The sequence below is a fragment of the Sorangium sp. So ce385 genome, assembly GCF_051474135.1.
In the GTDB taxonomy this organism is placed as follows: Bacteria; Myxococcota_A; Polyangia; order Polyangiales; family Polyangiaceae; genus Sorangium; species Sorangium cellulosum_D.
In genome coordinates this window covers 5235294-5260917 of sequence record NZ_CP150337.1, presented here as the reverse complement: position 1 = coordinate 5260917, position 25624 = coordinate 5235294, and the positions used below count along the sequence as shown (strand labels likewise).

13 protein-coding genes are annotated in these 25624 nt (G+C 67.6%); 2 read left to right on the top strand and 11 right to left on the bottom strand.

The features are described 5' to 3' along the window. Window positions 1-133: 133 nt before the first annotated feature. Complete coding sequence (locus WME83_RS19215; protein ID WP_437320734.1) at window positions 134-397, top strand: hypothetical protein; 264 nt, start codon at window positions 134-136, stop codon at window positions 395-397. A gap of 554 nt (window positions 398-951) precedes the next feature. Here WME83_RS19215 and WME83_RS19210 read toward each other — a convergent pair. From WME83_RS19210 to WME83_RS19195, 4 genes are all read right to left on the bottom strand, one after another. Beyond that, window positions 952-3099, bottom strand: coding sequence for a DUF2357 domain-containing protein (locus WME83_RS19210; RefSeq protein WP_437320733.1), 2148 nt, complete (start codon window positions 3097-3099; stop codon window positions 952-954). Then, window positions 3096-5396 carry an McrB family protein gene (locus WME83_RS19205; protein WP_437320732.1) on the bottom strand — a complete coding sequence of 767 codons (2301 nt, stop codon included), beginning with the start codon at window positions 5394-5396 and terminating at the stop codon, window positions 3096-3098. The genes WME83_RS19210 and WME83_RS19205 overlap by 4 nt, the downstream gene beginning before the upstream one ends. A gap of 107 nt (window positions 5397-5503) precedes the next feature. Next, on the bottom strand, window positions 5504-6118 hold the full coding sequence (locus WME83_RS19200; protein WP_437320731.1) for a hypothetical protein: 615 nt from the start codon (window positions 6116-6118) through the stop codon (window positions 5504-5506). Further along, window positions 6115-6885 (bottom strand): hypothetical protein, encoded by a 771-nt coding sequence (locus tag WME83_RS19195; protein ID WP_437320730.1) that lies wholly within the window; start codon window positions 6883-6885, stop codon window positions 6115-6117. The genes WME83_RS19200 and WME83_RS19195 overlap by 4 nt, the downstream gene beginning before the upstream one ends. Window positions 6886-7941: 1056 nt before the next feature. On the opposite strand from WME83_RS19195, the gene WME83_RS19190 reads away from it, so the two are divergent. Next, on the top strand, window positions 7942-10317 hold the full coding sequence (locus WME83_RS19190) for a hypothetical protein (protein WP_437320729.1): 2376 nt from the start codon (window positions 7942-7944) through the stop codon (window positions 10315-10317). A gap of 38 nt (window positions 10318-10355) precedes the next feature. On the opposite strand, the gene WME83_RS19185 is transcribed toward WME83_RS19190, so the two are convergent. From WME83_RS19185 to pglX (WME83_RS19155), 7 genes are read right to left on the bottom strand one after another with little or no spacing between them, the layout of a single operon-like run. Beyond that, entirely contained in the window at window positions 10356-12458 is a 2103-nt protein-coding gene (locus tag WME83_RS19185; protein ID WP_437320728.1) for a DEAD/DEAH box helicase, read from the bottom strand. Continuing rightward, a complete protein-coding gene (locus tag WME83_RS19180; RefSeq protein ID WP_437320727.1) occupies window positions 12455-13231 on the bottom strand; it encodes a hypothetical protein in 777 nt (258 codons plus the stop codon). The genes WME83_RS19185 and WME83_RS19180 overlap by 4 nt, the downstream gene beginning before the upstream one ends. Window positions 13232-13234: 3 nt before the next feature. Further along, window positions 13235-14545 (bottom strand): BREX system ATP-binding protein BrxD, encoded by a 1311-nt coding sequence (gene brxD / locus WME83_RS19175; RefSeq protein ID WP_437320726.1) that lies wholly within the window; start codon window positions 14543-14545, stop codon window positions 13235-13237. Next, window positions 14542-17412: a BREX-6 system phosphatase PglZ gene (pglZ, locus tag WME83_RS19170; protein ID WP_437320725.1), complete on the bottom strand. Its 2871-nt coding sequence runs from the start codon at window positions 17410-17412 to the stop codon at window positions 14542-14544. The genes brxD and pglZ overlap by 4 nt, the downstream gene beginning before the upstream one ends. Continuing rightward, on the bottom strand, window positions 17405-21394 hold the full coding sequence (pglX, locus tag WME83_RS19165) for a BREX-6 system adenine-specific DNA-methyltransferase PglX (RefSeq protein ID WP_437320724.1): 3990 nt from the start codon (window positions 21392-21394) through the stop codon (window positions 17405-17407). The genes pglZ and pglX (WME83_RS19165) overlap by 8 nt, the downstream gene beginning before the upstream one ends. Window positions 21395-21397: 3 nt before the next feature. Then, window positions 21398-21655 (bottom strand): hypothetical protein, encoded by a 258-nt coding sequence (locus tag WME83_RS19160; protein ID WP_437320723.1) that lies wholly within the window; start codon window positions 21653-21655, stop codon window positions 21398-21400. Beyond that, a complete protein-coding gene (gene pglX / locus WME83_RS19155) occupies window positions 21648-25622 on the bottom strand; it encodes a BREX-6 system adenine-specific DNA-methyltransferase PglX (RefSeq protein ID WP_437320722.1) in 3975 nt (1324 codons plus the stop codon). Before pglX (WME83_RS19155) ends, WME83_RS19160 begins: the two co-directional genes overlap by 8 nt. Between the last annotated feature and the right edge of the window lie 2 nt (window positions 25623-25624).

Sequence of the window (25624 nt, the reverse complement as noted above, 5' to 3'; positions counted from 1 at the left end):
GCGCTCGGGCGTTCAAGCGTCGCGCGGGCCGGACCGCCGAGAGCGCCTCGACGGCCTGCGCAGCATCTCGGCCGACCGTGGCCGCTGGCGGACGTATATCGAGAATTCCCCACTCGCCAGCATGGCACTTGTCATGATCACGGCGAACGACGTCGACGCCTGGATATGCGCGCTCCAGAAGAAGCTCCCCGCAACACCCTACCGCGCACCAAAGCCTCCTTCACCCGCCAAGATCAGGCAGGTCATCGGGCTGCTCCGGAAAATGCTCGACGACGCGATGCCCCAGCACATCACCACGAATCCCGTGGCCGCCCTCAAGAAGAGCGCCCAGAAGGCAACCAAGCGCCGCGCCCGCGGCGCCACCGTCGAGCCGTGGACCTTACCTGGAGCCGGATGAGCAGCGCCGCCTCCGCACCAGCGACGCCATCCCCGCGCCCGACCGCCTCATCATCGTCTTCGCGCTCCTCACCGGCCTCCGCTAGGGCGAGCAGCTCAACCTGGAAATCGCCGATCCTCGCCTCGACGCCGGCGCCCCGCACGTCCTGGTCCGCGTCGGCTCCACGAACCAGCCTCCCAGGAGCGGCAAGATCCGTCGCGTCTCCTCTCCGCCGACGCCATCGACGTCTGCCGCTGCTTCGACCGCCACCTCGCCGCCCCCGGCATCACCCGCCCGGTCCGCTGGCACGACCTCCGCCACAGCTGCGCCCGCTCGCTCGTCGCCGGCTGGTGGGCCGCCGCTGGACGCTCGAGGAGGTTTGCGAGCACCTCGGCCACACGTCGATCGCCTCCGCACCGCTACGCGCACCTGAGCGAGACGGCCATCAAGGGCGCCGTCCGCCAGACGCCCGGGTGGGCGCCGCGGCGGCCCACCTCCCCCTCGATTCCGCGTGAGCTTTCGGCTCTAAGCCCTCGGAATCATTCAGTGGGTCGATAGGGACTCGAACCCTGGACCTACGGATTAAAAGAGCCTGGGGGTGCTGAGGGAAATCGCGGGGTTAAGGGGCAAAGTGGGCAGGAAGGTGGGCAGGCCGGAGGCGGGGGTGGAGCGGGTGGAGATGGGGAGCGGGAGTTGGCGGTGGCGGCGCTGAGGGCGGTCGCGGCGGGGGAGGCGGTGGGGGTGGATATGCTGGTGCGGCTGGCGGAGCAGGTGGCGGCGGGGGGCGGCGCGGCGCAAGCGGGAGCGGCGCCCTCCCCTGCCCTGTCGCCGAGGGCGGTGCTGGTCGCGCAGCTCGGAGCGGGGCTGGGTGCCGCAGCGGCGGCGGGGGATGTTGAAGCCGTGCGCGTTGCGCATGAGGCGATCGGACGGCTCCTTGGACTGCCTTGCCCGAGCGCCGCCCCCGGCACACAAGCGCCCGTGCTCGACTTGGCAACCAGGCGAGAGAAGCTCGCGAGGTAGGCTGACGTGCCAACGACGCGATCTCGTCCGGCCAGGATCAGGCTCCAGAAAGGCTGTCGTCCTGCGGCGTCGTGCGGCGATGACGGTGTGCGAGGGTACGTCACCGCCGCCAGCGCCTGCGCTCGGGCGGGTCCACCTCCCATGGCGAGAATAAGCTTCGCCAGATCGAGGTCCGGCGGCTCCCCCGGCGTCAGCCGCCAGGCGCCGATGCCGAACCGCTCGCGGAACTCGCCGGCGAACCACGGCTGACATGCCGGCTCGACCGCCGGAACCAGGAGCAGCCCGCCGCGGCATGGGCCGCCGAAGGTCTCCCACCGCAGCGCATCACGGTAGATGTGGAGCGAGGTGAAGGAGTCCGCGAGCGCATCCCGCCGTACCCGGTACTTGGCGTCCAGACAGATCCACGAACGCTGCCCATCGGGTGACTCGAACGAGATCACGAGATCGGGTCGGCGCTCACCGGAGATGCTGTATCGGTCCGAGGTCCCCCGGGCGAGGTATCCGGGGAACGTCATGTTGTACCGGAGCTCGATCCGCGCCCCGTCCATCGGACGCCTCGCGGTGAACGCCGCCCCCGCCCCGAAGCCGGCGAGCAGCTCGTTCCCGGGCCCCTGCTGCCAGGTCCACGTCCACCCATCGAGGACTCCGGCGAGCGCCCGCTGCACGGCGAGCAGCGTCCACAGCTCGTAAAGCTCGAAGCTCGGGCGCACCGGGGCCTCACCGCCGTCCAGCGACTCGCGCAGGCGGAATCGCGGCGACAGGAAGGGCCGAGCCAGCGCGTGGGCGCGAGCGTAGGCGGGATCGTCCTGCACCGCGAGCAGCGCGGCCTCGGTGGCGGGCATGGGCGTCAGCGACCCGAGAAACGTCCGGCGCAGCGTGGTCGACAGCTCGTCCGCCGCGCCTGCGGCCGCGCGCGCTCGCGCACGGCACCACCGCGCGGTGTCCGGCTGGAGCCGTCGTTTCACCGCGGCGTCACCGAGCGCGACGCCCAGGTCACGGAGCACGCGAGCGACCCGCCCGACGAGCCAGGCAATGTAGCGGTTCACCGGGTGGTCGACGGTCTCGTGCGTCGTGTCCTGCGGCACGTACGGGTCCTGCTCGCCGGCGCGAGCGGCGAGCCAGGGATCCACCGCGCGTGCGGCCGTCGGGTGCCTCGCCAGCCAGTGGAGCGTCTCCCGATCGGCGCGCCGCACGGCGCGCAGCGGGATGTCCTCGCGCGTGGACGTCGCGAGCTCCCGCGGCGCGGCGGCGATGGCGTGAACGGCGCGGACGAGCGCCGGCACCAGCGGCAGCAGCGCTGTGGCCAGGACCGTCGCCGTTGTGCCCTCCGACTGGACGGCGCCGACGCCGCCGCCCTCGAGGCCGATGGCCAGGCCCGGCGACCACGCTTCCAGGTCCGCGAGGAGCGCGAGCCACGCCCCGTCGGAGAGCTTCTCGTTGCGCGGGTCCACCTGGACGGCGACCACCGTCTCCTGGGCGCCGTGCGCCACCCTGAGCGACGCCGAGCCGACCCAGTGGCCCACCTCGAGCGTGAACGCACCGCGCTCCTGGCTCCAGGGCAGCTCCAGCGGCCCGAGCCACGCCCGCGGCGCGCCGGCGCCAGGAGGCGCATCGACGTGGTAGGTCCTCGCCTCTTCGAGGTGCAGGACGCCATCGACGAGGTGCTGGTCCAGGCCGGCCGCGTCGCGGACGTGAAGGCTCATGCCCAGAACCGGGTCAAGCCCGTGCGCTTGAGCAGCTCCATCATGCTCCCGAGCTTGGCCTCGCACATGGTGAGTCGGCGCTGCTTGCAAATCCCCAGGAGGGCCTCGATCGCGCCCTTGAACGCCGGCGTGTCCTCGCCGCGCAGGCGCGGCAGCACCTTCGAGAACACGGCCTGGTCGAGGAATGCCTCCGGCGCCCCGCCGCCCAGCTCCCGGACGGCGTGCATGAACGCGAGCACCTCGCCGGCCGTGCGGTAGCCGAAGTGGCGACGGACCGCGCGCAGGGCGTCGTGCAGCTCGATCAGCGTCGCCTCCACGTCCGGGAGCCGCTTGCCCTGGCTCCTGGCCGCGGCGCGCTCGAAGAAGCGCTCGAGGTCCACGTCCCAGAACTCGAGCGTGAAGGCCCGGTCCAGCACCTTGTCACTGAACGGATGGGTCGTCTCGTCCATGTTGACGGTGCCCGCGATGTGGAGGTTCGTCGGCCAGGGGACGCGCGGGGGGACGTCGTTGACCTCGGCGCCGTTGGCGTGGAGCACGAGATCCTTGCCCGTCTCCATGGCCGAGAGGAACGGCGCGAAATAGCGCTCGACACGGGCGAGGTTCATCTCGTCGAGGAGGAGGAAATAGGGGCGCCCCGGGTCGGCGGCGGCGCGCAGGACGAGGCGGAGCGCCGGCTCGGCCTGGAAGGTGGGGTTGGCGTGCAGGGCGTTGAAGTAGCCGAGCAGCCCCGAGGGGTCCCGCCAGTCGGGCGAGACGGGCACGATCTCCCGGTGCGCGTCGGGGGAGAGCCCCATCAGGTCGCAGACCGCGCGCGAGTAGCAGAGCGTGACAGCCGTCTTGCCGGTGCCCGAGAGGCCGGAGAGGAGCACGAAGCGCTTTCGTGGATGGCTGCGCCAGGCGGCGTGGAGGCTGGCGAGCTGGCGGTCCTCGAAGACGAAGTCGGCGATCTCCGGGTCGGCCTTGAAGCGCGCGAGGATGGCGTCGAAGGCGGGATACGGGATCGCCGGCGGTGTGACGGTGTTCCCGCCCGCGATCGGGCTTATATCGCTGCTCTCCTCGGCCGGAGGCTTCGGGAGCTCCTTCGGAAGCCGGGCGGCCCGGGCAGCGCCATAGTCCGTCAGGTGGAGGCCGCCGTTTTGGTCGCGCTTGAGCAGGCCGAGGTAGAGGCTCCAGCTCCGGAGATCGTTGGGAACCCCCGCGGTGGTCCAGGTGGGATAGATCTTCTGCAGAGCGTCGACAACGGCCGCGTCGGGCGCCCCTCGGTGCTCGTCGACGTACCGGAGGAGATGGGCGAAGCCGAAGACGCGCTCGATGAGGCGATCGATGAGGATGTCCGGCTGCTCGCTGCCGAGCAGCTCGTCGCCGTCCTTCGTGGCGTAGAGCAGGCCGTCGCGCTGCTCGATGAACCCGAGGCCCTTGGCGCGGATGATGAGCTGGCGAAGCGTCGGCGTCGGGACTTTGTCGAAGCTTCCGCTCGCCTGGAGCACGCCCACGAGGTCGTCTTGCGAGAGCCCCGGGAGCGCCGCTTGCACCACGGCGCGGTACGCGCCCGCGAAGTTGCGCACCGCGAGATAGCCCACGTACTGCTTGGCGAAAGGCCACACCACGAGCGGAGGCAGCTTGTCGTCCGGCGGGAGCACCGCTCCGGCGTCGGCAGCCTCGTTGCTCTTCCACGGCGGCATCTGCCCAGCCGAAAGCCGCTCGTAGTTCTCGTGGAGCCACCAGCAGAAGGTCGAGCGCTGCACGTGCTCGGCCAGGGTCTTCTCCTCCCCGAGCACGGCCCGGAGCCGCGCGCGCATCATCACCTGGGCCACGAGCGGGGGATCGCTCGCGTCCCCCAGAAGGAGCATCGCGATGTGCCGGACGGCATCGTAGCTGAGCACGCAGCTCAGCTCGGCTGGCACGAGCGCGCCGACAAGCCGCTGGAGCTTTGCGTGCGGCCTGGGCTTGACCTCGCGCGCCACGGCCATGCCGAGGAGGCGCTCGTACTCGCCATGGATCGCAGCCGCCCGGGCCGCCACGTCGGGCGGCCAGGCGCGCCCACGGAGGCCGACGATGGCGTCCACGAACTCGGGGTCGGCAAGGAGCACGTCGACGTTGATGGCGTCGCCGTAGCCGGCGGGGGTGATCGCGCGGGCGTTCCAGAGCTTCTTCTGCGCCGCTTCGGTCCGCAGCTCGGACTCGGAGGCGTTGCGCACCCAGGAGAGGAAGTCGAGGTAGTCTTTCTGCCACTTCGCCCACCCGACAGGTGGGATGAAGCCCTTCCAGACGGTGGCGAGCTGTTCGTCGGTCAGCATGACGATGGGCTGCGACGGTAGCGGACCGTGGAAAGGTCACGCAAGATCCCAGACGTGTCCGTGGCGCTGGCGCTCGCGGTCGCGCATCGGCGGATCCGGGGGATGGATCACGCGCCCAGCCGCCACCTGTCGAGCGGAAGGAGCAGCTTCTCCTTGATCGCCCCCTCGTCCGCGAGCGCGGTGAGGTTCAGATCGAAGTAACGGTACGCGTAGTCATCTCGGCCGACCATGACCTTGTGCTCGGCCCCGTTCTTCCTGTTGGCAGTGCGCGAGAGCTGGCTCCAGGCGGAGCTCCAATCGGGCTTCTTCGCTCGTGTGCGGTGCAAGCCGATCCGGAGCTCGGAGGCCGCCGTCTCGGCGGACTTGAAGCCGGTAGGGTCAGGTTCGCCGTCGCGGGAGTCATCGTATTCCGTATCCGCGATGGCATGGATGTGGACCTTGCAGTGGATTCCGTTGCTCGATCCCCGCCAGACGGACTCGACCTGGTAGGCCGGCGTCAGGTCCCATGCCCAGTGTTCAGGCCGGAAGAACGGCTTCGTTGACTGGGGGAGCCTCGCGACGTTGATGGGAGCCCATCGATCGAACTCGAAGCCCCGCTCGGCCAGATATTCGTCCGTCAGTTGCAGCAGATCGCACAGCCGCCGATGGTAGGCATGCAGGAGCCTGTACGCGCGGCGCACATCGGCGAGCGCTCCAGCCACGTCGAGCTTCGTCTCGCTCATCGGATCCTCCAAGCCCGGAGCACGGACACCGCGTCGTCGCTCCTGAGTCGTTCTGTGACGGTTGGCAACGTCGAGAACCAGGTTTTCCTGCGGTAACCCCACGCTTCGAGCGCCGCAGCCATGTCGCGCAGGACCGCCGACTGCGGCGATGCGCGCGTCGAGGCCTCGAGCGGATAGAGCACTTCGCGCAGATCTTCCCACCGGATCGTGAGCACCCCGGCGACATCGCTCGCGACCTCGCGCCGGACACGAGCAAGGTAGCCATGCCCCTCCTGCATCACGATCCCTCCCACCGCGATGAGCCATAGCTGCTTCTCTGCGTGCGCGAGCACGGCCCGCGCCGCGCGAATCTGCTCCGCCCACTGTGCCGGGTCCTGGAGCCCCCGATGCTTGGCCTCGATCAGGAGCAGCGTGTCGCCCCACGAGACGAGCACATCGGGCTCGACCCTCACCTTGTTCCGCCCTCCATCGCCTGGCCGAAGGCTGGGCCAGAAAGACCACGAGGGCACCCCCACGGGAGGGATCGCGGGCATCGGCGGACCATCGCCCAAGGGCTTGCACGCGCCCCGCAGGATGGCCCACGCGAGCTCGGCCGGCAGGTACTCCAGCCGCTCGAACACCATCGACGTGAGCGGGTCCTCGAGCTCCGTCAGCCCGTCCGCCGCCGTCCCCTGGGGGCTTCCCTCCTCCGGCGTGTCTCCGTCGCTTTCCTCGTCGACGCCGACCGCCACGCGGCCGAGCTTCCCGTGCAGAAGCGCCTTCAGCATGCACGACGAGGCTACAGTCGTGCTGCGCCGGCTGTCATCCCGAACGGAAGAGCGCCCGGCGGCGCCCCGTCCACGCCGTCGACGAGGTCTCCCGACGGGCGTCGGCCAGGCGGCACCATGTGGAGCTGCTTACATCAAGGCGCCGGCGAGGCTAGCCGCCCAGGGGCTCGCCGGGGCCGGAGGGTGGCCTCTCCACCGCGGAGACGGGTGCCACCCATCTTTTCTTGGCCCCACGTCCACCGGGAGACGGGTGCCACCCGTCTTTTCCTGGCCCCACGTCCATCGCGGAGATGGGTGCCACCCATCTTTTCTTGGACCCACGTCCACCGGGAGATGGGTGCCACCCATCTCCCGCGTGGACGTGCCACCTCCCCCGGATGGGTTCATGGCGTCCCGCCCGTCCCGAACGGGGGCGCCGGGACGACCCCGGGCTTCCTGGCGGGGGCTCTCCGGCGGGACCTCGCGAGGTCGTCGGCCGTCTCGACGTACGGCGCCAGCAGGAATGCGGCGCGCGCCTCGCTCCCCGGGAGAATGGCGTCGTCTACTACTCCAGCTTCTGCAAGGCGCGACCCCGGCGCTGCACCTGGGACACATCGCCGCCGCACCAGGGCAGCCGAAGCCGCTGCTGCGCGACACGATCTACTCGGTGCTGACGACCGGCGCGCTGAACGAGCTCGTGCTGCTGGAGGTGCTGTCGGCCGGCAGGCGGCGGTGCTGCTCGCTCAGACCGGAGAGGGGCTACGCGCCGCAGCGGCGGCGGGGGACGTCGAAGCGCCACGCGTTGCACACGAAGCAATCGTACGGCACGCGCAGCCTCCAAACAGCGGCTTGACAACAAAGGACCGCTGCTGCACGATCGCCGAACCACGCGGGCTTCTAGTAGCGCCGGTCTCTCTCGCGTGGGGTGCTCACCGGTGGTCTCGAGCGTCGATCGAGATCGGCCCCCCTCTCACCTTTTGGTACTCGGAGCGTGGGAGCGTCCTGTGCGCCCATGTGCGGACGTGTTCCGCTGATGAGCGGCCGGACCCATGCTGCCGAGAGAGCCGGGAGGCGCCCATGGACCGCCGTCAACAGCTTTCTATTTATCATGATGCCTGCGAAGGTGACTGTCGCAAGGTTGCGCGCTATCACATCTTCAGGAACCGTGAAACCATAACACCCGAGGACCACGAGTATCTCGCGAAGCACATCAATGCGCTAACTTGGGACGAGTACGCCTCTTGGCTGGCACACGACCCGGCCAACCCGCGGCTGCTGGTCGAGCGCATCATCGCGAGCTTCCCGATTCCAGAACCCGGCGAGGAGCCTGTTACCTTTCTCTTGAGAAACCCGCTCGCATGGAGCGCAGGGCGCTACCCGCCCGGCGTGCTGGACGAGCTCGTAGATCGTCTGAGGCCACCGCGCCTCGCCGAGCGTTCTTGGTGGGATCTCGCCCGGCAGTTGCAGGACGTATGCTCTCCCTATGCGGCCATACTAAAGGCCAATGCGCCCCCGCTCGCACTCGCGCTGTTCGACAAACGCCGCGATGAACGCGGATTCGCATCTGCTCTTGCTACAGCGCTACGATCCTGTGGCGGCCTCGAAAGGGCCGATCTGCTCGAACTGGCGCACGTCGCAGGGCTTCTCGAGCGCGTTCGCCCGGACGAGGTTCTTCCGGAGACGCTCCATTTTGAGCACGAACCGGAGGCCACTGAGGCGGACAGGCAGTTTCGGAGCATGGCGCTCCAGTGGCCAGGTGACGAGGGAGCGGTGGCCCGAGCATGGTTCCTCGCGCAGGTTGTCGCCGCCGCTGCGCGTGGCGTACAGCCTCTTGTGCTCTGGCGCGCTACACCGCCAGAGCTGCGCGAAGCCGTCGCCTTCCAGGCGCAGGACGCAGGGCAAGTCCTGCCGTGGCTCATCACGTCGTTACGTGAAGCCCTGGAGCGGCGTGAGCCAGACGCGTGGGACCGACTCTTCCGCTACCTGGATATGCCGGGCGCGCGCACGCCGTTCAAACGCGTCTGGTCATACCGCGACGCTCCGGCGCCGAGCGGCCCGAAGGTCGAAGAGCTCGATCTTCTCGACCCGACGCGTCAAGCCGTTTCTCTGCTGCTGAATGCGCCTCTTCCAGAGAATGTCGATGACTGCTTCGAGGAGCGATTGCTCAGCTACCGGGAGCTGATGACCGAGAGCTCCTACTGTGGGCCGATGACATCGGTCGCTCTGTTCCATCGGATCGCGTCGTTCCCACTGACCACCGCACGCGCAAACCGGCTACTCCGCTGGGCACTCCAGCAGCACGCAGCCTTCGCGTCGAGCGATGAGCTGATACGCATCTCCATTGCGGCGGATCCGCTGCCTGAGAGCGAACTGCCCTCGGTCGACCAGATTGTCGCGAATTCAGCCGACGTAGAGGGCGTCGCGCTCTATGCTCGTATCGCCGGCCCCTTGGCCGAGGAGCGGCTCCGGGCCTGGCTCCGCTCGCCGTTGGACCGACCCGGGGAGGACCTCGAGCACGCTTTCCCTGAGTGGCAACCGTTCGGCAAGGTCCTCGCGCGCGCACGCCTGCTGCCCGACCTCGTAGAGCCCGATGTGCGACAGTGGCTCACTGCAGAAGCAAGAAAGCTGCCGACGCGTCGTATGGTGGGCTTGCTGCGCCCCGCCAACATGAGCTGGCTCCTTGACGAGGCGACGGTCGCGGCCAGCGCGCTCGCGCGCGCGCACTCCGAGCAAGAGCCGTGGGTGGCCTGCTGGGACACCCCTGCCGAGTTCCCGGATGCGCTCCTGCCTGCCGTACGCGAACGTGTCCGCTCGCCGGCGGTGGGTGACGAGGAGCTCGTGGAGCTGCTGCGATGGCTCGAGACGCACAACGAGCCAATGCGCTCGCTCGTCAGCGCGATGCTGGATCACCTCCGAGATCACAAGCCTGGGCGCGCCGCGCTCCGGTGGCTTGCCTCGACGCTCCGGACCCGCACGCGCTGGGCCCACCACGGCCGCGACGTGCTCCTCGCGCTGCTGGACGCCGAGGCGTGGGAAGAGCTTCTCAAGCTTGCACGGGACGTCGTCCCCTCGCCGGAGGCGACGGCAGATCCCGAGGGGCGCGAACGCCACCGGATGGTCGTTGCGCTGCACGACGCCTTCGCACGGGCGCTGGTGAAGGTGGCCGAGCGCGCCCTGGAGCACGACGCCACGAGCGAGGTGCTCGGCGCGCTGCACGGGCTCGCCGCGCTCCACCCGCTGACCTCGGTGCGTAAGCTGCTGCATCACCTCCGTCAGAAGCCGGGCGTGACGGAGCCGATCGCCGAAATGATCGCACTGAACGAGGAGTTGCTCCGCCGGGATACGACGCACGAAGGGCGTGAGCATGATCTCGCGGTGGCGCTGTCGCTCCTCTTGGAGAAGCGCGCGTCACCCGCGCCGGCGGTCGTCCGTCCGACGGAGGCTCGCTCCTGAGCAGCGTTCTAGCCGAGCGACAAACACGTGGGCGCTTCCTACGCGGCCAGCCACCGCACCGTCCCCGCCACGTCGAGCAGGAAGCTCTCGATGACCTCCAGCGCGAACCTCTCCGGGAGGCAGTCCTGGAACTTCGATAGCCGGTAGCCCGGCAACCTCGCGAGCACGGCCTGGCGCAGCTCGGGTGCGTCCCAGAAGGCCGACGACGACATCCTCGCGATCGTCCCCCGAACGCTCTCGTGGCCGATGCCGTCCCCCTCGATGCGAAGCTGGAAGTTGTCCGCGACCACCTTCCAGCCTTCCGCGACCTCGAACCCGTACTTGAGCGTGTGGTTCACGCGCCCGCCCGCGAACGTCCACCAGCGGGCGACGCTGCCGTCGATCTGCACCGCGTGGCCGGGTCGCCGGAGAAGGTCGCCAAGATCCTCGCGCTTCTCCTCGATGTGCTGCATCCCCCGCGCGTCGACGTACGGGTAGCGAACCGACTCCGTGAGCACCCGCATCATCCTCTGGCAGAGCTCGAACCCGAGGAGCTGCGGGATGAACCCGCCCCAGCTCGGCTTCACGCCGGCCGGCGCCTCGCGAACGACGACGGCGCGGTCGCCGTGGCTCACGCGCTCGACGGTCCACGCACGGCCGCCGAGCAGGAACGAGCTCATCTGCTCGACGAGCCGATCCACAAAGTCCTGCTCAAGCGATCCCAGGTCCCGCCCTGCCCCCGTCACCACCCGGTACAGCACCGGGGACGAGAACACGGCATACAGCTCCATGAAGTTCTTCTTGCCGTACGCCCGCTCGGCCTTCTGCCCCATGGACAGCAGGCCTCCCGCCTCGAACAGGAAGTCCTGCTCCTTCATGTACCCGACGACCTCATCGAACTCGGTCCGCGCGATCGACCGGAAATCGGGGGTCTTCGCGAGCTGCTCCCAGCAGCGCTCGGCGCTGATGGCGCCGTATTGGAGCGTCATGGCGAGGAGCTGGTGAACCAGCACCGGCCAGCACCGCTCCTGCTTGGCTACCCGTTCGACCCAGCCTTCCCGGGCCAGCTCGATCAGCGCGATCGCCTGGAGCACAGCCTCGGGATCTTCGCAGAGGAACGTCGTATTGGGGACGGTACCCGCCCGGCGGCCCGTCCGCCCCATGCGCTGCATGAACGAGGAGACCGAGCTCGGGGCGTTCGCCTGGAACACGAGGTCGAGGTCGCCGACGTCGATGCCCAGCTCTAGCGTGGAGGTGCAGACGATGCAGGCGTTCGTCCCGTGAGCGAACCGTTCCTCCGCGGCCCTGCGCTCCTCCAGCGACACGGAGCTGTGGTGGACGAACACGTCGATGGAGCGCCCGCGCATGCGCTCGGCGACGCTCTCCGTGAGCGACCTCGACTGGCAGAAGAAGAGGCTCTTCTTCCCGGAGGCACGCCCCGCAGCCTCCACGGCGAGGCCCGCAACGCTGTCGTGCAACCCGACGAAGAGGTCTCGCTTGGCCGGGATCTTCGGCGGATCGACAACGACGCCATCCCGCCTGGACGAGCCTGCAAGCCACGCGAGGATCTGGTCGGGGTTGCCGACCGTCGCAGACAGCCCCACGCGCTGAATGTCGTTCTGGCTCGACGGAGCGAGCCGCTCGACGACGGACATCAGGTGAGCGCCTCGATCCGTCCCCGCGAGCGCGTGGACCTCATCGATGATCACGAGGCGGAGGTCGTTGAACAGCCGCTGCAGCGGGGACTTCGGCGAGACGAGCATCACCTCCAGGGACTCCGGCGTCGTCATGAGGATCTCAGCCGGCTCCCTGACGAATTTTCGCTTCGCCTGATCGGTGACATCTCCGTGCCAGACGAAGCGTCGAAGCCCGACCATCTCGGAGTAGGTGCCCAGGCGCGCCTCCTGGTTGTTGAGGAGCGCCTTGATCGGGGCGATGTAGATGATGCCCACGCCGTCGGGCTCCCGCTCGACGAGGTTCGCGAGCGCCGGGAACATCGCGGCCTCTGTCTTTCCGCCGGCCGTCGGTGCGAGGACCACGGCGTTCTTCCCGTCGAGGAGCGCCTCGCCGGCCATTTCCTGGACGGGCCGCAGGCTGGTCCAGCCGAGGCAGGAGACGATGGCCTGCTGGAGGCGGGCGGGGAAGCGCGCGAAGGCGGTCATCGACGCGATAGCCGCTTCTCAGAGTCATCCATGAGGGCTTGGAAGCGATCCATCGCTTCCTTGCGACGGCTCAAAGCATAATCGAGCCACTCTTCAACATCTGAGTCCGTCGGCTCCTTACTGACCGACTCAAGCCGAACATGCAACCTATAGTGACTGTAGTGAGATTCCAGAGTCGCAAGGCCGATTCCGAACCGCTGACACTCGCGAACCATCTTCTCAATACGAGGGTCGGACACAGAGAACCCCTTCTCGGTCCACTCCAAGACGACGAACCCGTCGTGCGCGAACCGCGCGTGGGACGCGGCCTCGAAGACGGCATTCACGTCCCATGCGCCCCACTGCTTAACTTCATATGTTGTGAGCAGAACGCGGCGACGGCGGAGCAAAGGATAGACCTCAACGGAGACTTGGGTCACGTCCGGGTTCTGCCACTTGCCTCGCTTCCTAAGGGATGCGGTATCGAATGCCACGCTCTCTGGCGAATCCCGGAGCAGAGCGTCGACAAGTGGTGAATAGAGCTCCTGCTCCTTGTCGACGGAGGACTGGGCCTCATACTTAGGGGAGACCTCCCTTTCCCCCCTCTTCGTCAGGCGTAAGCCACCGCCTCGGCAAACGTATTTCTCCGCGAGTCCTTCCTCGATAAGCCCGGTGCGCACTTCCTCGTACCGGTCATCGCCGAGGTTCAGCTCGGCTTTGATGCGGGCGTTGGAGAGGCCGCCGGTCTCGGCAAGGAGGTTGAGGACTCGATCTCGATCGCTTATACGAGGCATGACTCAGAACTCCACCGACGACACCCGATAGCCCCGCTCGTCCTCGGGCTCCGGTTCGTATTCGTAAGGCCTCTTTCCCTCGGACGCGCGCTGCTCCTCGACGGTGGGCTGCGGCTCGGGGAGCGATGCGTCGGGGTTCTCCGCCACGGTGTCGAACAGGTTCACGAGCCGGCGGAGGAACTGACGCGGAACGACGCCGACGTCTCCGCGGAAGCCCCGGCTGACCTCGTCGACGAGCGACTCGATGCGCTCCGACGTCACCTTCTGCGCGACGATGTTCGGATCGCCCATCGTGTAGAGCTGCTGGAGCCGGAGGCCGACGTCCTTCAGGCGGCCCTTGTCGAACGGCTTCAGCTCGAGCTGCGGCTGCCGCATCGTGACGAGCCCGCCCTCGTTCAGGAACTGGATGCGGTCGTGCAGCGGCTGCAACCCCGCGACGCCCCGGCGCGTGTCGAAGAACTCGGGCGTGCCCGTGAAGATCCAGAGCAGGCCCTTGAAGCGGTCGGCCGCGTCGATGATCTGGCGCACGCCGTTCAGCGACTTGCCGCGCACGTCCTGGCGCATCCGCAGGATCGTCTCCGCCTCGTCGATGACGATGACAAGGCCCTCGTACCGGGCGGCCTTGACCATCTCCAGCACGCCCTGGAGGTACGCCATCGCGTCCTTGCTCGTGATGTCGCCCTTGATGCCGGCCGCCTTCTTCTCGGACGCGCTGACGTTCTCGCTGCCGGAGAGCCAGGACAGGAGCGCTCCCGCCTCGCGCACCTTGCCCGCCTGCTTCAGCTTGAAGACCTCGCGCAGCACGCGCCCGAAATCCTCCGGGGCCTTGCCGCCGGTCATCGAGGTGATCTCTTCCTCGATCCGCTTCTGGACCTTCTGATCGAAGTCAGGCGCGCTCTCGTCGGCGCCTCCGCCGATGAGCGCGTTCTCGACCGTGGCGATCCACCGGTCGATGATGTCGCCAAGTGCGCCCCGGGGACACGAGCTGGTCCCCAGCTCCTGCACGACCTTTCGGTACACGTCGTCGAACTTGTGAAAGTGCAGGTCGTTGTCCGAGACGACGACGAAGCTCGTGGCGAATCCCCTCGCCTGCGCGTCGAGCACGGCGAGCCTGGCCATGAAGGTCTTGCCGCAGCCGTAGCCGCCGCGGAGGAACTTGAAGACCCCCTCGCCCGACTTGGCCAGGTCGAGCAGCCGGCGGATCTCCGCCCGCTGCTTCTCGATGCCGACGGCGAACGCCTCCAGCCCGCGCTCCGGGACGACCCCGGAGCGGAGGCGCTCAAAGATGTGCTCGCGGTCTCGTTGGCTCGTCATCGGTCACCTTCTCGAACGTAGCGCTTGCCGCCTTCGCCAGGCTCGATCCTCACCTTGAAGGGGAGCTTGGGCAGGTGGCTCTCGAACTCCAGCGAGAACCTCCGGAAGGCGCGGGCCGATCCGAGGAGGGTCGTCACCTCCGGCTCCGTTATCACGCCGTGCTTCTCGATGTGCAGGAAGACCTTGCGGATGCCCTCGTCGGCGATCGTGCCGGCCCACCCCTCCGGCGCCGGCGGCGGGAGGGTGGGCGGCTTCGTCCCGCGGGCGGTGCCGCTCACCGAGTACCACGGGTCGGGGGTCGCGCCCTGGATCTTCTCGATGCTGTCCGGGTGGTAGATCTCGACGCGGACGCGCTCGTCGGAGGGGCCTTCGAGGCCGAAGAAAACCTCCGTCCAGGCCTCGCCGACGGGCACCTGCAGGCGCCCCGGCTTGAGGGACGACGGCCCGGCCACGTCCTTGATGATCACGCGGACTTCCGGGCGGTCGGGGACCCGGAGCGCCAGATCGACCGCGCGCGCCGTGGCGAACCCGAGACTCGTCGTCGTCTGCCTGGCGAAGCCGATCCTCAGGCGCAGCCGGTGGAGCCCCACGACGTCGGGCTGGGGCTCGACCTCGACCGCGTACTCCGCGTAGCCGCCCTGCTCGACGCGCTTCCTCGTCACGGTGAGCACCGGGATCACGCGCTCCTGCGGGCTGTTCCCGCCGTGGACGAACGAGGCGCCCGCGTTGCCGGTCGCGAAGACGGCCGTATCGTCCCGGAAGAGCAGGTAGCCCGAGAGCCCCTCGTATCCGAGCGACGAGACGGACACGTGAACCATGCCGGCCTCGGCGCGGGGGTGGTCGTCGAGCACGTGCCTCCGCTGCGGATCGCGCTTCGTGCCGAACGGTCGGACCTCCGTCGTCTCGTCCTGGAGCAGGAAGCCGTGATCCGCCGTGAAGACGCAGCTCTTCACGCCCGCGAGCTGGAGGTGGTGCCAGGCGGCCTTGATCTGCCGGAGCGTCGACTCGAACGTGGGGAGCCCTACGTTCGCTTCGCCCGCGTCGTCGATCTCCTGGGAGTGGACCACGATGAGCTGGTGCGCCTTCACGCTCTTCGTGAGCTCCACCGTGCTGTCCTCGCAGACCTTGGCGAGCTTCAGGAGGAGGGCCGGCTTCCCCGCGCTGCGCATCCCCATCCCGCGCGCGCGGTCCTCCGGCTTGCGCACCGTGAACTCGCCCGTCTTGAAGCCCTGGAACTCTCCGGCGACGGTGAGCCGGTCGCCCTGGGCCACCGGCGCGAGGACGTTCATCCCGACGGACGTGATCGTCGGCAGCTCGGCCAGCCGGGGTTTCAGGTCCACCACGGTGCCGGCGCCCTTCAGCTCCTCGACGAGCTCGGTCGCCATTTCGTAGCGGAAGGCGTCGATCACGAAGACCGCGACCTTCTCGCTCGCGAGCGTGAGCGGGTGGACGACCTGCTCGAAGAGGCTCCGCTGCCGCAGGTCGGCGGACGGCAGGAAGCCGTGCTCTTTACAGAGGGCGGCGAAGTCCTTCGCGAGCTGGTCGGCCCAGGCGCGGTGGGCGCGCCGCAGCTCGGTGGCCACCTCGCGGAGGGCGCCGTAGTGCGGGAGGCGCGAGTCGAGCAGGGCGAGCCGCCGCTGCTCGAACCGCCGGTGGGCGCGGTCGACCTCGAAGGCGGACGCGGCGTACCGCTCGACGGCCTCGTCGAGGCTCCGGGCGCCCTCGAACGGCCTGGGGTGGCGCGCGAGCGTCTCCCCGAACTCGGCGGCCTCCGCCACGAGGCTCCACGCCCACCGCCGGAGCTGGTCGCGCTGGAGCCAGAACGATCGCTCGCCCTGCCGCGCCTCGCACCAGCCCTTCGCCTTCGACCACGCGCCGGCGCGGAGCGCATCGACCGCGCCCGAGAGGACGCGGTTCTCCTCCTCCCGGAACGTGTCGATCTGCCCGAGGTCGTCGGGGGTCATGGCCGCGAGCTCGTCGGCGAGGAAGGCCTCGGCCTCATCGGCCATCCGGGTGTACGCCTCTGCGCTGTCCTTGCGGAGCTGCGCCGCAAGCTCGCCGCACGCCTTCACGAGCGGGGCCGAGAGGCTCCGGAGGCGGCGCAGGTGCTCGTCGTGGGCGGGGCGCCGGAGGTCGTGGACGAACTCGACCGCGAGCACCCAGCCGCCGAGCTGGTCGAGCAGCCGGTCGAGCGGCTTAGCGTCGCGCTCGCCCGGGTAGAAGGCCTCCCAGGCCTCGTCCATGCCGGTGAGCTTGTGGAGGTAGCTCCGGAGGGTCGCGATCTCCTCGGGGCCCGACACGCGGGCGGCGAGCGTTCCGGGCTGCGCGAGGGCTTCCGCGAGCATCCGGGGGCCGAACTCGTCGAGGGCGGCGGCCAGGCCGAAGGTGCTCTGCGAGACGGCGGAGGTGAGCCAGGCGTCGGCCTCCTCGAGCGTGGGCTGCTTCGCGACGAACTTCTCGACCTCGGCTGGGGCGAGGCGCGCGGAGGCGGCCTCGCGGATCGAGGTGTCCAGCGCCTTCCGGAACCGGACGCCCGGCTCGTACAGCTCCAGGACGGGCGTCTTGCGGATCGCGTCCTCGTTGAAGCCCGGCATGTGGAGGAGGAGCGGCTGCTTGTCGAGCCCGCTCCCGAAGGGCTCCAGGTGGAAGAGCAGCTCGAGGAAGCTGCCGCGGAAGGCGACCACGGGGAACGGGAACTCGCCGCTGGCGTGCTTCACCGCGAGGTCGTCCACGAGGCGCGTGTAGTGGCCGTCCTTGTCGAGCCAGACGACGATGCCCTGGCGGCGGAGCTCGCCGAGGACCTCTTGCTCGATGGCGGCGGACACCGGGCCGCGGCCGATCGTCGACGCATCGCGCAGCTCAGTCATCGGACTCCTCCGGGGCGTTCTCGTCCTGCTCGAACAGCGGACCCACCCCGCCGTCGTCGTCCGCCGCCGCCGCGGCGTTCTTCTTTTCGCGGCGCTTCAGCTCTTTGGCGAGGATCTCGCGCGCCTCGCGGTCGTGCTCGGCGAGGAACTTGGCGCGCGCGGCGTTCGAGCCGGGCTCGTCGATGGTGAAATCGGGGCGGATCTCGTCCTGGAGGCGGAGCTCCCAGGCGTAGGCCTTCGCCGGGTGCAGCTCCCAGAAGCATTGATGGGCGACCGCGAGGGAGGGGTCGTCGTGGCACTTCTTGCGCACGCGCGTCGGGAAGTAGCGGGCCGCGAGGCGGGACCAGTCATAGTCCTTCTTCCCCTGGGCGGTCGCCAGCTCCTTCCACCACTTCTTCGGGTCCTTCCACTGCGGCTCCAGGAGCGGCCAGAGGGCGGCGCTGTTCACCATCACGCCGTCGTCGAGATCCATGACGTAGCGGGCGTCGACCTCGCGCTCGGTCGTCTTGTGGTCCGGGGGCGGCGAGCCCTTCTCCGCGATCTCGGTGACCTTGGCGATGAAGTCGTTCAGCTCTTCGAGGAGCTTTTGCACCTCGGCGAACCGCCGCTCGGCCTTGCCCTTGTTGTTGCCGGAGGCACGGGCGGTTCGGAGGTCGTCGAGCTCGCCTTCGAGGCGGCGCTTCGTCGGGACGAGGTGATCGGCGAGGAGGACGTTGAGGGTGTCGTCGGCCCAGCGGTGGATCGAGATGAAGGCGACGAAGCTCTCCTTTGCAGATGAAAGCGGAAAGTAGATCGGACGGTTTTCGTATAGCCTCCGATGAAACTCAAAAAACGACTTCCTCAAATAGGTGCCCAAGTCGTCCCCTCCGCCGACCGCGACACCGTGCTCGGTCCACGTTTGCAGCAATAGATTGCACTCAGGACGCCTGAGACTGTCACCCCCATCACAGGACAGGAACAGAATTCCATTCGGAAGAGTCGTCACCGGCGCCCTGTCCAGAATGTACCCGCCTTCCACACTGAAGCGCCCGAGAACCACTCCCATCAAGAAGGACACGAAGCTAACCGGTGCCGGTTGGGTGAGCACGGGATTATACGGAGGAAGCGCCTCACCCTCATGCCTGTCAACCGCGCGCTGGGCCCACTCCTGGGCATAATTCCAGGCTGACGATCCAGGCCGCACAAACTCGACGGAAGGCTCCCGCTGAGACTCATACACAGAGAACGCTTGCGCAAGCGCATCATAGATCGCTGCCGTATCGCTCAATGGCATCAGCGGAAGCCGCGCGACATCGCTCAGCTCAAAGTGAATACTCGGGTTCAAATCAGACAACAATCTTCTGGCACGACTACTGTTCAACAAACAAACGACATAATGATTCTGAGACCCAGCAAAAACCGTAGAACCAACATTAGAAAAGACACTTGGCGCTCGATGGGAACGCGCAGAAAATTCGGCTCCCGTGGTGCAGAAGGCGACGCCCATCTCGAAGTACCTAGCCTCGCTAGGGATATATTTGGACACCGACCGATAAGCAAATTCGTGCCGAACTTTCATTTCTAGACCCGCAAAGTGCCATTTCAGCACCATGGTTACGGGTTCAATCCACTCACGACCCTTTCCGCCAGTGATAAACGGAACCCATCCGGCACGTTGGGGCGGGATGACCGCAGAAGCTTTGGGCTCCCATGCCATGCGTAAGTATCGTGGATTATCCTGCGTCGCCATTCCGGCACGACTTGGATACGAAAGCCCGAATTTTGGAAGTACTTGATACTCGGTCAAAAACGAAGACGACCACCAGTAGACAAACGGCTTCTTCTCGACAACCGCGAGATCCGAGGCAGCGAAGTCGTACCTGCCGACCTGCGCAAGCACTGCGGCCCGCTTCCTGTTCGTACGCTGTCGATCGTACGATTTGTCGAATAGCGGTGTTGGTTGGATCGCAACACTGCGGACATCGGCACTGGCAGACTTATGAAAGACGCAGGCCGAGACACTCAGAACCTCATTGGGCACCTCATCGAAGGCACCGCGATCGAAGTCGCCGATCGACCGGAGGTCGTGTCCCGAGAGTATCCATTCACGAAGAGATGCAAAGCTCTTCAAGAACATCCAGTTGCGCATCGTGAGCAGAACTGACTTTCCTCCACACCGAGCAAATTCAAGGGCCCTTTCGAGGAACGCCGCGTAGAGGTCCGATTTGCCCCTCGGGTAGTTCGTCACCACATAGCCGAAGGCATCGGTCTTCGAAAGACCCTGATACGGCGGATTCCCCACAACGATGTCGTAGACGCCTTCCTTCGCAATCCGCACGAAACGAACGCCGGACGCGAGCTGTTCGCCATCGAGCCGAAGTCCGAGATCCTCCGACTTCGAGTGCTTAGCGAGGAACTGCTCGAGCTTGTCAAGGATGCTCGCCTTCACCTCGGCGAAAGTGAGCTTCGCCGATTGCGTTGGAAAGCCACCAAATAGATCGCCTTGACCGTGGGAACGTTCGAACTCCAGCTCGAAGGTTCTGATGGCCTCCTCGACGGCGGCATCCACCTTCAACAGCGAGCCTAGGTAGTCGACACCCGCGAGCGATGTGAGGAGCCTTGCGGTCAGCTCCTCGGGGATCCCCACCTCGCGCCTCAAATCCTTCCGTAGCGCCACGATCGCGGGGTCGTCCGCCGGCAGGCTCCCGAGCTGAAGGACCGGCGCGACCAGGTTGACCCTCTTCGGCCGGGCCGCCTTCGCGAGCGACCTCGCCTTGAGGTACAGCCCCGCCGCCGCGATCTGGACCGCCCGGGGATCGATGTCGATCCCATGAAGATTGTTCTCCAGGATCGACTCCGCGATCTCGCGGTCCGTCACTCTCGTCCCGAGGTGCCGTGCCTCCTCGCGGTAGAGCGCAGCGAGCAGGTCGAACGCGATCACGAGGAAGTGCCCGCTCCCGCACGCGGGATCCAGGATCTTGATCGCCCGCACCGACGCAGGCGCCTTCTCCACCGCATCGTCGGGGATCGGCTGCGGCACGTAGTACTTCCAGTGCTCCTCCAGCTCCCCCGCGATGGGCATCAAGGCATCCAGCGCCACCTCCCCGGCCTCGCGCTTCTTCCGCCACTCGGCCCTGCGCGCATCGAGCACCGGCAGGACGCGCTCGGCATCCGCCGTCCAACCGCGCTTCTTGCACATCGCCAGCCACGTCAGGCCCAGGCTGTTCTGGAGCAGCCACTCCACCATGTAGCGCTCGGTGAACATCTGCGTCTTCGACGCGATCTCGTGCGGCTCGATCTTCCCCCCGCCGTTGATCTTCGCGTCGAGCGCCTCACGGTCCGGGTCGTTCCAGTACTGGTAGACCCACCCGAGCGTCGTGTCGTCGGTCCACGCCGAGGCGAGCCCCGGCGCGTCGAGCCGCTCGATCACGTCCCGCAGCGTCGCCGCCGGGACCGGGAAGAGCCGCGTCAACCCCACATCGCCGAACACGCCGGGCAGGTCGACCGCCAGCTCGTCGAACACGAGCTGCAGCAGCGTCGCGTACCCCTCCGTCGCGTCCGTCGTCCCGTCGGCGCAGAGCGCCGGCGCGAACTCGCGGAACTCGCGGTATCCCTTGCTGTTCCACCCCCCGGTGACGACACCTGGCCTGGAGAGCCCGAGCGCCTCGAGGTGCCGCAGCAGGACAAGCCGGTTGACGAGCGTCGCCGCCGCCTCCTTCTCGGCCTGGGCGAGCAGGCGCTCCTTCGCCGCCTTCAGCTCGGCCTTGTTCTTCGGCTTCGTGGCCCGCGCGCGCTCGTCGACCCACGCCTCGATGCGCTCCCGGCGCCTCCGGTGCGCCTCATCGAGGCCGGCGTCCGCAATGGACACCGACAGCCGGTAGCGCCGGTCGGCCTCGTCGTGGATGGCGCGGAGGAGCCGCGCGCGGATGCCCTTCTCGGGGTCCTGCGCCGTCCCTCGGATCGTCTCGGCAAGGCGCTTCTTGGCTTCGGGGGTGAGCGGCATGGGTCACACGATCCGTACGCGGGCGCCCTGGTCGAGGAACGGGCCGATGTCGAGGAAGCTGCCGCGAACGGCGACCGCGGGAAACGGGAACTCGCCCCTGGCTTGCTCCGCCGCGAGGTCGTCCACGAGGCGCGTGTAATGGCCGTCCTTGTCGAGCCAGACGACGATCCCCTGGCGGCGGAGCTCGCCGAGGACCTCTTGCTCGATGGCGGCGGACACCGGGCCGCGGCCGGTCGTGGAGGGGTCGCTCGGGTCAGTCATCGGCCTCTTCCGGGGAGTTCTCGTCCTGATCGAACAGCGGGCCGGCTCCGCTGCCGTCGTCGTCCGCCGCCGCGGCGTTCTTCTTTTCGCGGCGCTTCAGCTCCTTGGCGAGGATCTCGCGCGCCTCGCGGTCGTGCTCGGCGAGGAACTTGGCGCGCGCGGCGTTCGAGCCGGGCTCGTCGATGGTGAAATCGGGGCGGATCTCGTCCTGGAGGCGGAGCTCCCAGGCGTAGGCCTTCGCCGGGTGCAGCTCCCAGAAGCACTTGTGGGCGACGGCCAGGGAGGGGTCGTCGTGGCACTTCTTGCGCACGCGCGTCGGGAAGTACCGGGCCGCGAGGTGGGACCAGTCGTAGTCCTTCTTCCCCTGGGCGGTCGCCAGCTCCTTCCACCACTTCTTCGGGTCCTTCCACTGCGGCTCCAGGAGCGGCCAGAGGGCGGCGCTGTTCACCATCACGCCGTCGTCGAGATCCATGACGTAGCGGGCGTCGACCTCGCGCTTGGTCGTCTTGTCGTCCGGGGGCGGCGGCCCTTTCTCGGCGATCTCGGTGACCTTGGCGATGAAGTCGTTCAGCTCTTCGAGGAGTTTTTGCACCTCGGCGAAGCGGCGCTCGGCCTTACCCTTGTTGGTGCCGGAGGCACGGGCGGTGCGGAGGTCGTCGAGCTCGCCTTCGAGGCGACGTTTCGTTGGTACGAGGTGATCGGCGAGCAGCACGTTGAGGGTGTCGTCGGCCCAGCGGTGGATGGAGATGAAGGTGACGAAGCTTTTCTTGCCGGAGGAGAGAGGGAAGTAGATCGGGCGACTCTCGTAGAGCTTCCGGTGGTAATCGAAGAACGATTTGCGGAGGTACGTGCGAAGATCGTCGCCGACGCCGACCGCGGCACCGTGCTCCTTCCAGGCAGCGTGGACCGGGCCGCACACGGGCTGGTCGAGGTTGTCGACACCCTCGGAACAGACGAAGAGGATGCCTCTCGGGAGAGCGGCGGTGGGGGCCTCATCGAGGATGCCTCCGCCGTTGGCGCCAAAGCGGCCGAGGGCGACCCCGATGGTGTAGGAGATGAAGCTCTCGGGCGTCGGCGGATCGTAGACGGGCTCGTAGTTGGGAAGCGGCGTCCCCTCAGGCCGATCAACGGCTCTTTGTGCCCAATCCTGCACGCTCGGCCAAGCCGAAGGGCCAGGCACAGTGAACTCGATCGATGGCTCCCGTCCGCGCTCGTGTTCAGCAAACGCAGTTTTCACTCTGGCAAAAATCTCTTCGGCGTCTGAGACCTCGAAGACTGGGAGCCGATTGACGTCGGCGTTTTGGAAGTCGAGACCGGGACTCAGCGACTCGATGATCCGTCGAGCGCGCCGAGAGTTCAGCATGCATACCCATTGAGCGAACCGATCTGGCTTGGGGAACATCGAGGAGCCCTTCTTGCCGATATAGGAAGGGAACCGATGGAGGCGGGCTCGAAACTCGCTTCCGATCATAGAGAAAGCGATGCCGATCTGGTTGTAGCGGCGCGGGTCTCCAAATCGTGGACTGCGGGAAACATCAGCGAAGGTCTTCAGCAACAGACCGTTGCTGCTCCAGTTGATCACCCACTGAGCGGGCTCAAACCACGCGAGCCCCTTAGCTCCTTGTACGAAGTAGGCCCACGCGCTCGGTGTCGTCGCCCCTCGTGCGACCTCATGAACACGCCGCGTAAATCGGTTATCGTCTCCAGTGATGATTCCGGCTTCTGCCGGGCAGGTCGCTCCGATCAAGGGCTGGTTGCCGTAAAACGCCACTTCATCGTGGCTCCACCAGTAGACGATCGGCTCACCCTCGATGACCTCGAAGCCACGCGGGTCGAACTCATAGCATCCTACGTGGCCCAGAACAGCCGCTCGCTTGCGGTTCGTCCGCTGGCGATCGTAGGACTTATCGTCGAGTGGGGTCGGTTGTACCGCGACGCTCGGGACCCCTGGAGGCGGTGCCCGACGGAAGATGGGGGCACAGACAGCGAGCACTTCGTTGGGCACCTCGTCAAACGCGCCTCGATCGAAGTCTCCGATGGACCTGAGGTCGTTCGTCTTCAGGAGATGTTTGCGAAGCTCCCCGAACTGCCCAAGAAACATCCACCCCCGCATGGTGAGGAGAGCCGACGCTCCCCCAGGCCGGGCAAACTCCAACCCTCGCTCCAGAAACGCCGCGTAGAGGTCCGCCTTGCCCTTCGGGTACGTCGCCGCGACGTACCCGAAGGCGTTGGTCTTCGAGAGCCCTTGGTACGGCGGGTTTCCCACCACCACGTCGTAGGTGCTCTCCTTCGCCATCCGCACGAAGCGGACCCCGGCCGCGAGCTGCTCGCCGTCGAGCCTGAGTCCGAGGTCTTCCGACTTCGAGTGCTTCGCGAGGAACTGCTCCAGCTTGTCGAGGATCGTCGCCTTCGCCTCCCTGATGGATAGCTTCACTTGCTGTGCAGGGAACCCGCTGAACAAGTCGCCCTGGCCGTGAGTCCGCTCGAACTCCAGCTCGACCTTCTTGATGGCTTCCTCGACGGCGGCATCGACCTTCAGCAGCGAGCCGAGGTAGTCGACACCCGCGAGCGATGTGACGAGCTTGGCGGTCAGCTCCTCCGGGATCCCCGCCTCGCACTTCAAATCCTTCCGCAGCGCCACGATCGCGGGATCGTCGGTCGGCAGGTCCCCAAGCTGCAGCACCGGCGCGACCAGGTTGACCGTCTTCGGCCGTGCCGTCTTCGCCAGCGACCTCGCCTTGAGGTACAGCCCCGCCGCTGCGATCTGGACGGCCCGGGGATCAATGTCGATGCCATGGAGGTTGTTCTCCACGATCGACTCCGCGATCTCGCGGTCCGTCACCGCCGTCCCGAGGTGCCGTGCCTCCTCGCGGTAGAGCGCAGCCAGCAGGTCGAACGCGATCACGAGAAAGTGCCCGCTCCCGCACGCGGGATCCAGGATCTTGATCGCCCGGACCGACGCCGGCGCCTTCTCGACAGTATCGTCGGGAATACGCTGCGGTACGTAGTATTTCCAGTGCTCCTCCAGCTCCCCCTCGATGGGCATGAGGGCATCGAGCGCGACCTCCCCGGCCTCTCGCTTCGCTCGCCACTCGGCCCTGCGCGCGTCGAGCACTGGGAGCACTCGCTCGGCATACGCCGTCCATCCGCGCTTCTTGCACATCGCAAGCCAGGTGAGGCCGAGGCTGTTCTGGAGCAGCCACTCGACCATGTACCGCTCGGTGAACATCTGCGTCTTCGACGCGATCTCGTGCGGCTCGATCTTCCCCCCGCCGTTGATCTTCGCGTCGAGCGCCTCCCGGTCCGGGTCGTTCCAGTACTGGTAGACCCACCCGAGCGTCGTGTCGTCGGTCCACGCGGACGCGAGCCCCGGCGCGTCGAGCCGCTCGATCACGTCCCGCAGCGTCGCCGCCGGGATCGGGAAGAGCCGCGTCAACCCCACATCGCCGAACACGCCGGGCAGGTCGACCGCCAGCTCGTCGAACACGAGTTGCAGCAGCGTCGCATACCCCTCCGTCGCGTCCGTCGTCCCGTCGGCGCAGAGCGCCGGCGCGAACTCGCGGAACTCGCGGTATCCCTTGCTGTTCCACCCTCCGGTGACGACACCTGGCCTGGACAACCCGAGCGCCTCGAGGTGCCGCAGCAGGACGAGCCGGTTGACGAGCGTCGCCGCCGCCTCCTTCTCGGCCTGGGCGAGCAGGCGCTCCTTCGCCGCCTTCAGCTCGGCCTTGTTCTTCGGCTTCGTGGCCCGCGCGCGCTCGTCCACCCATGCCTCGATGCGCTCCCGGCGCCTCCGGTGGGCCTCGTCGAGGCCGGCGTCGCCGATGGACACCGACAGCCGGTAGCGCCGGTCGGCCTCGTCGCGGATGGCGCGGAGGAGCCGCGCGCGGATGCCCTTCTCGGGATCCTGCGCCGTCCCTCGGATCGTCTCGGCAAGGAGCTTCTTGGCTTCGGGGGTGAGCGGCATGG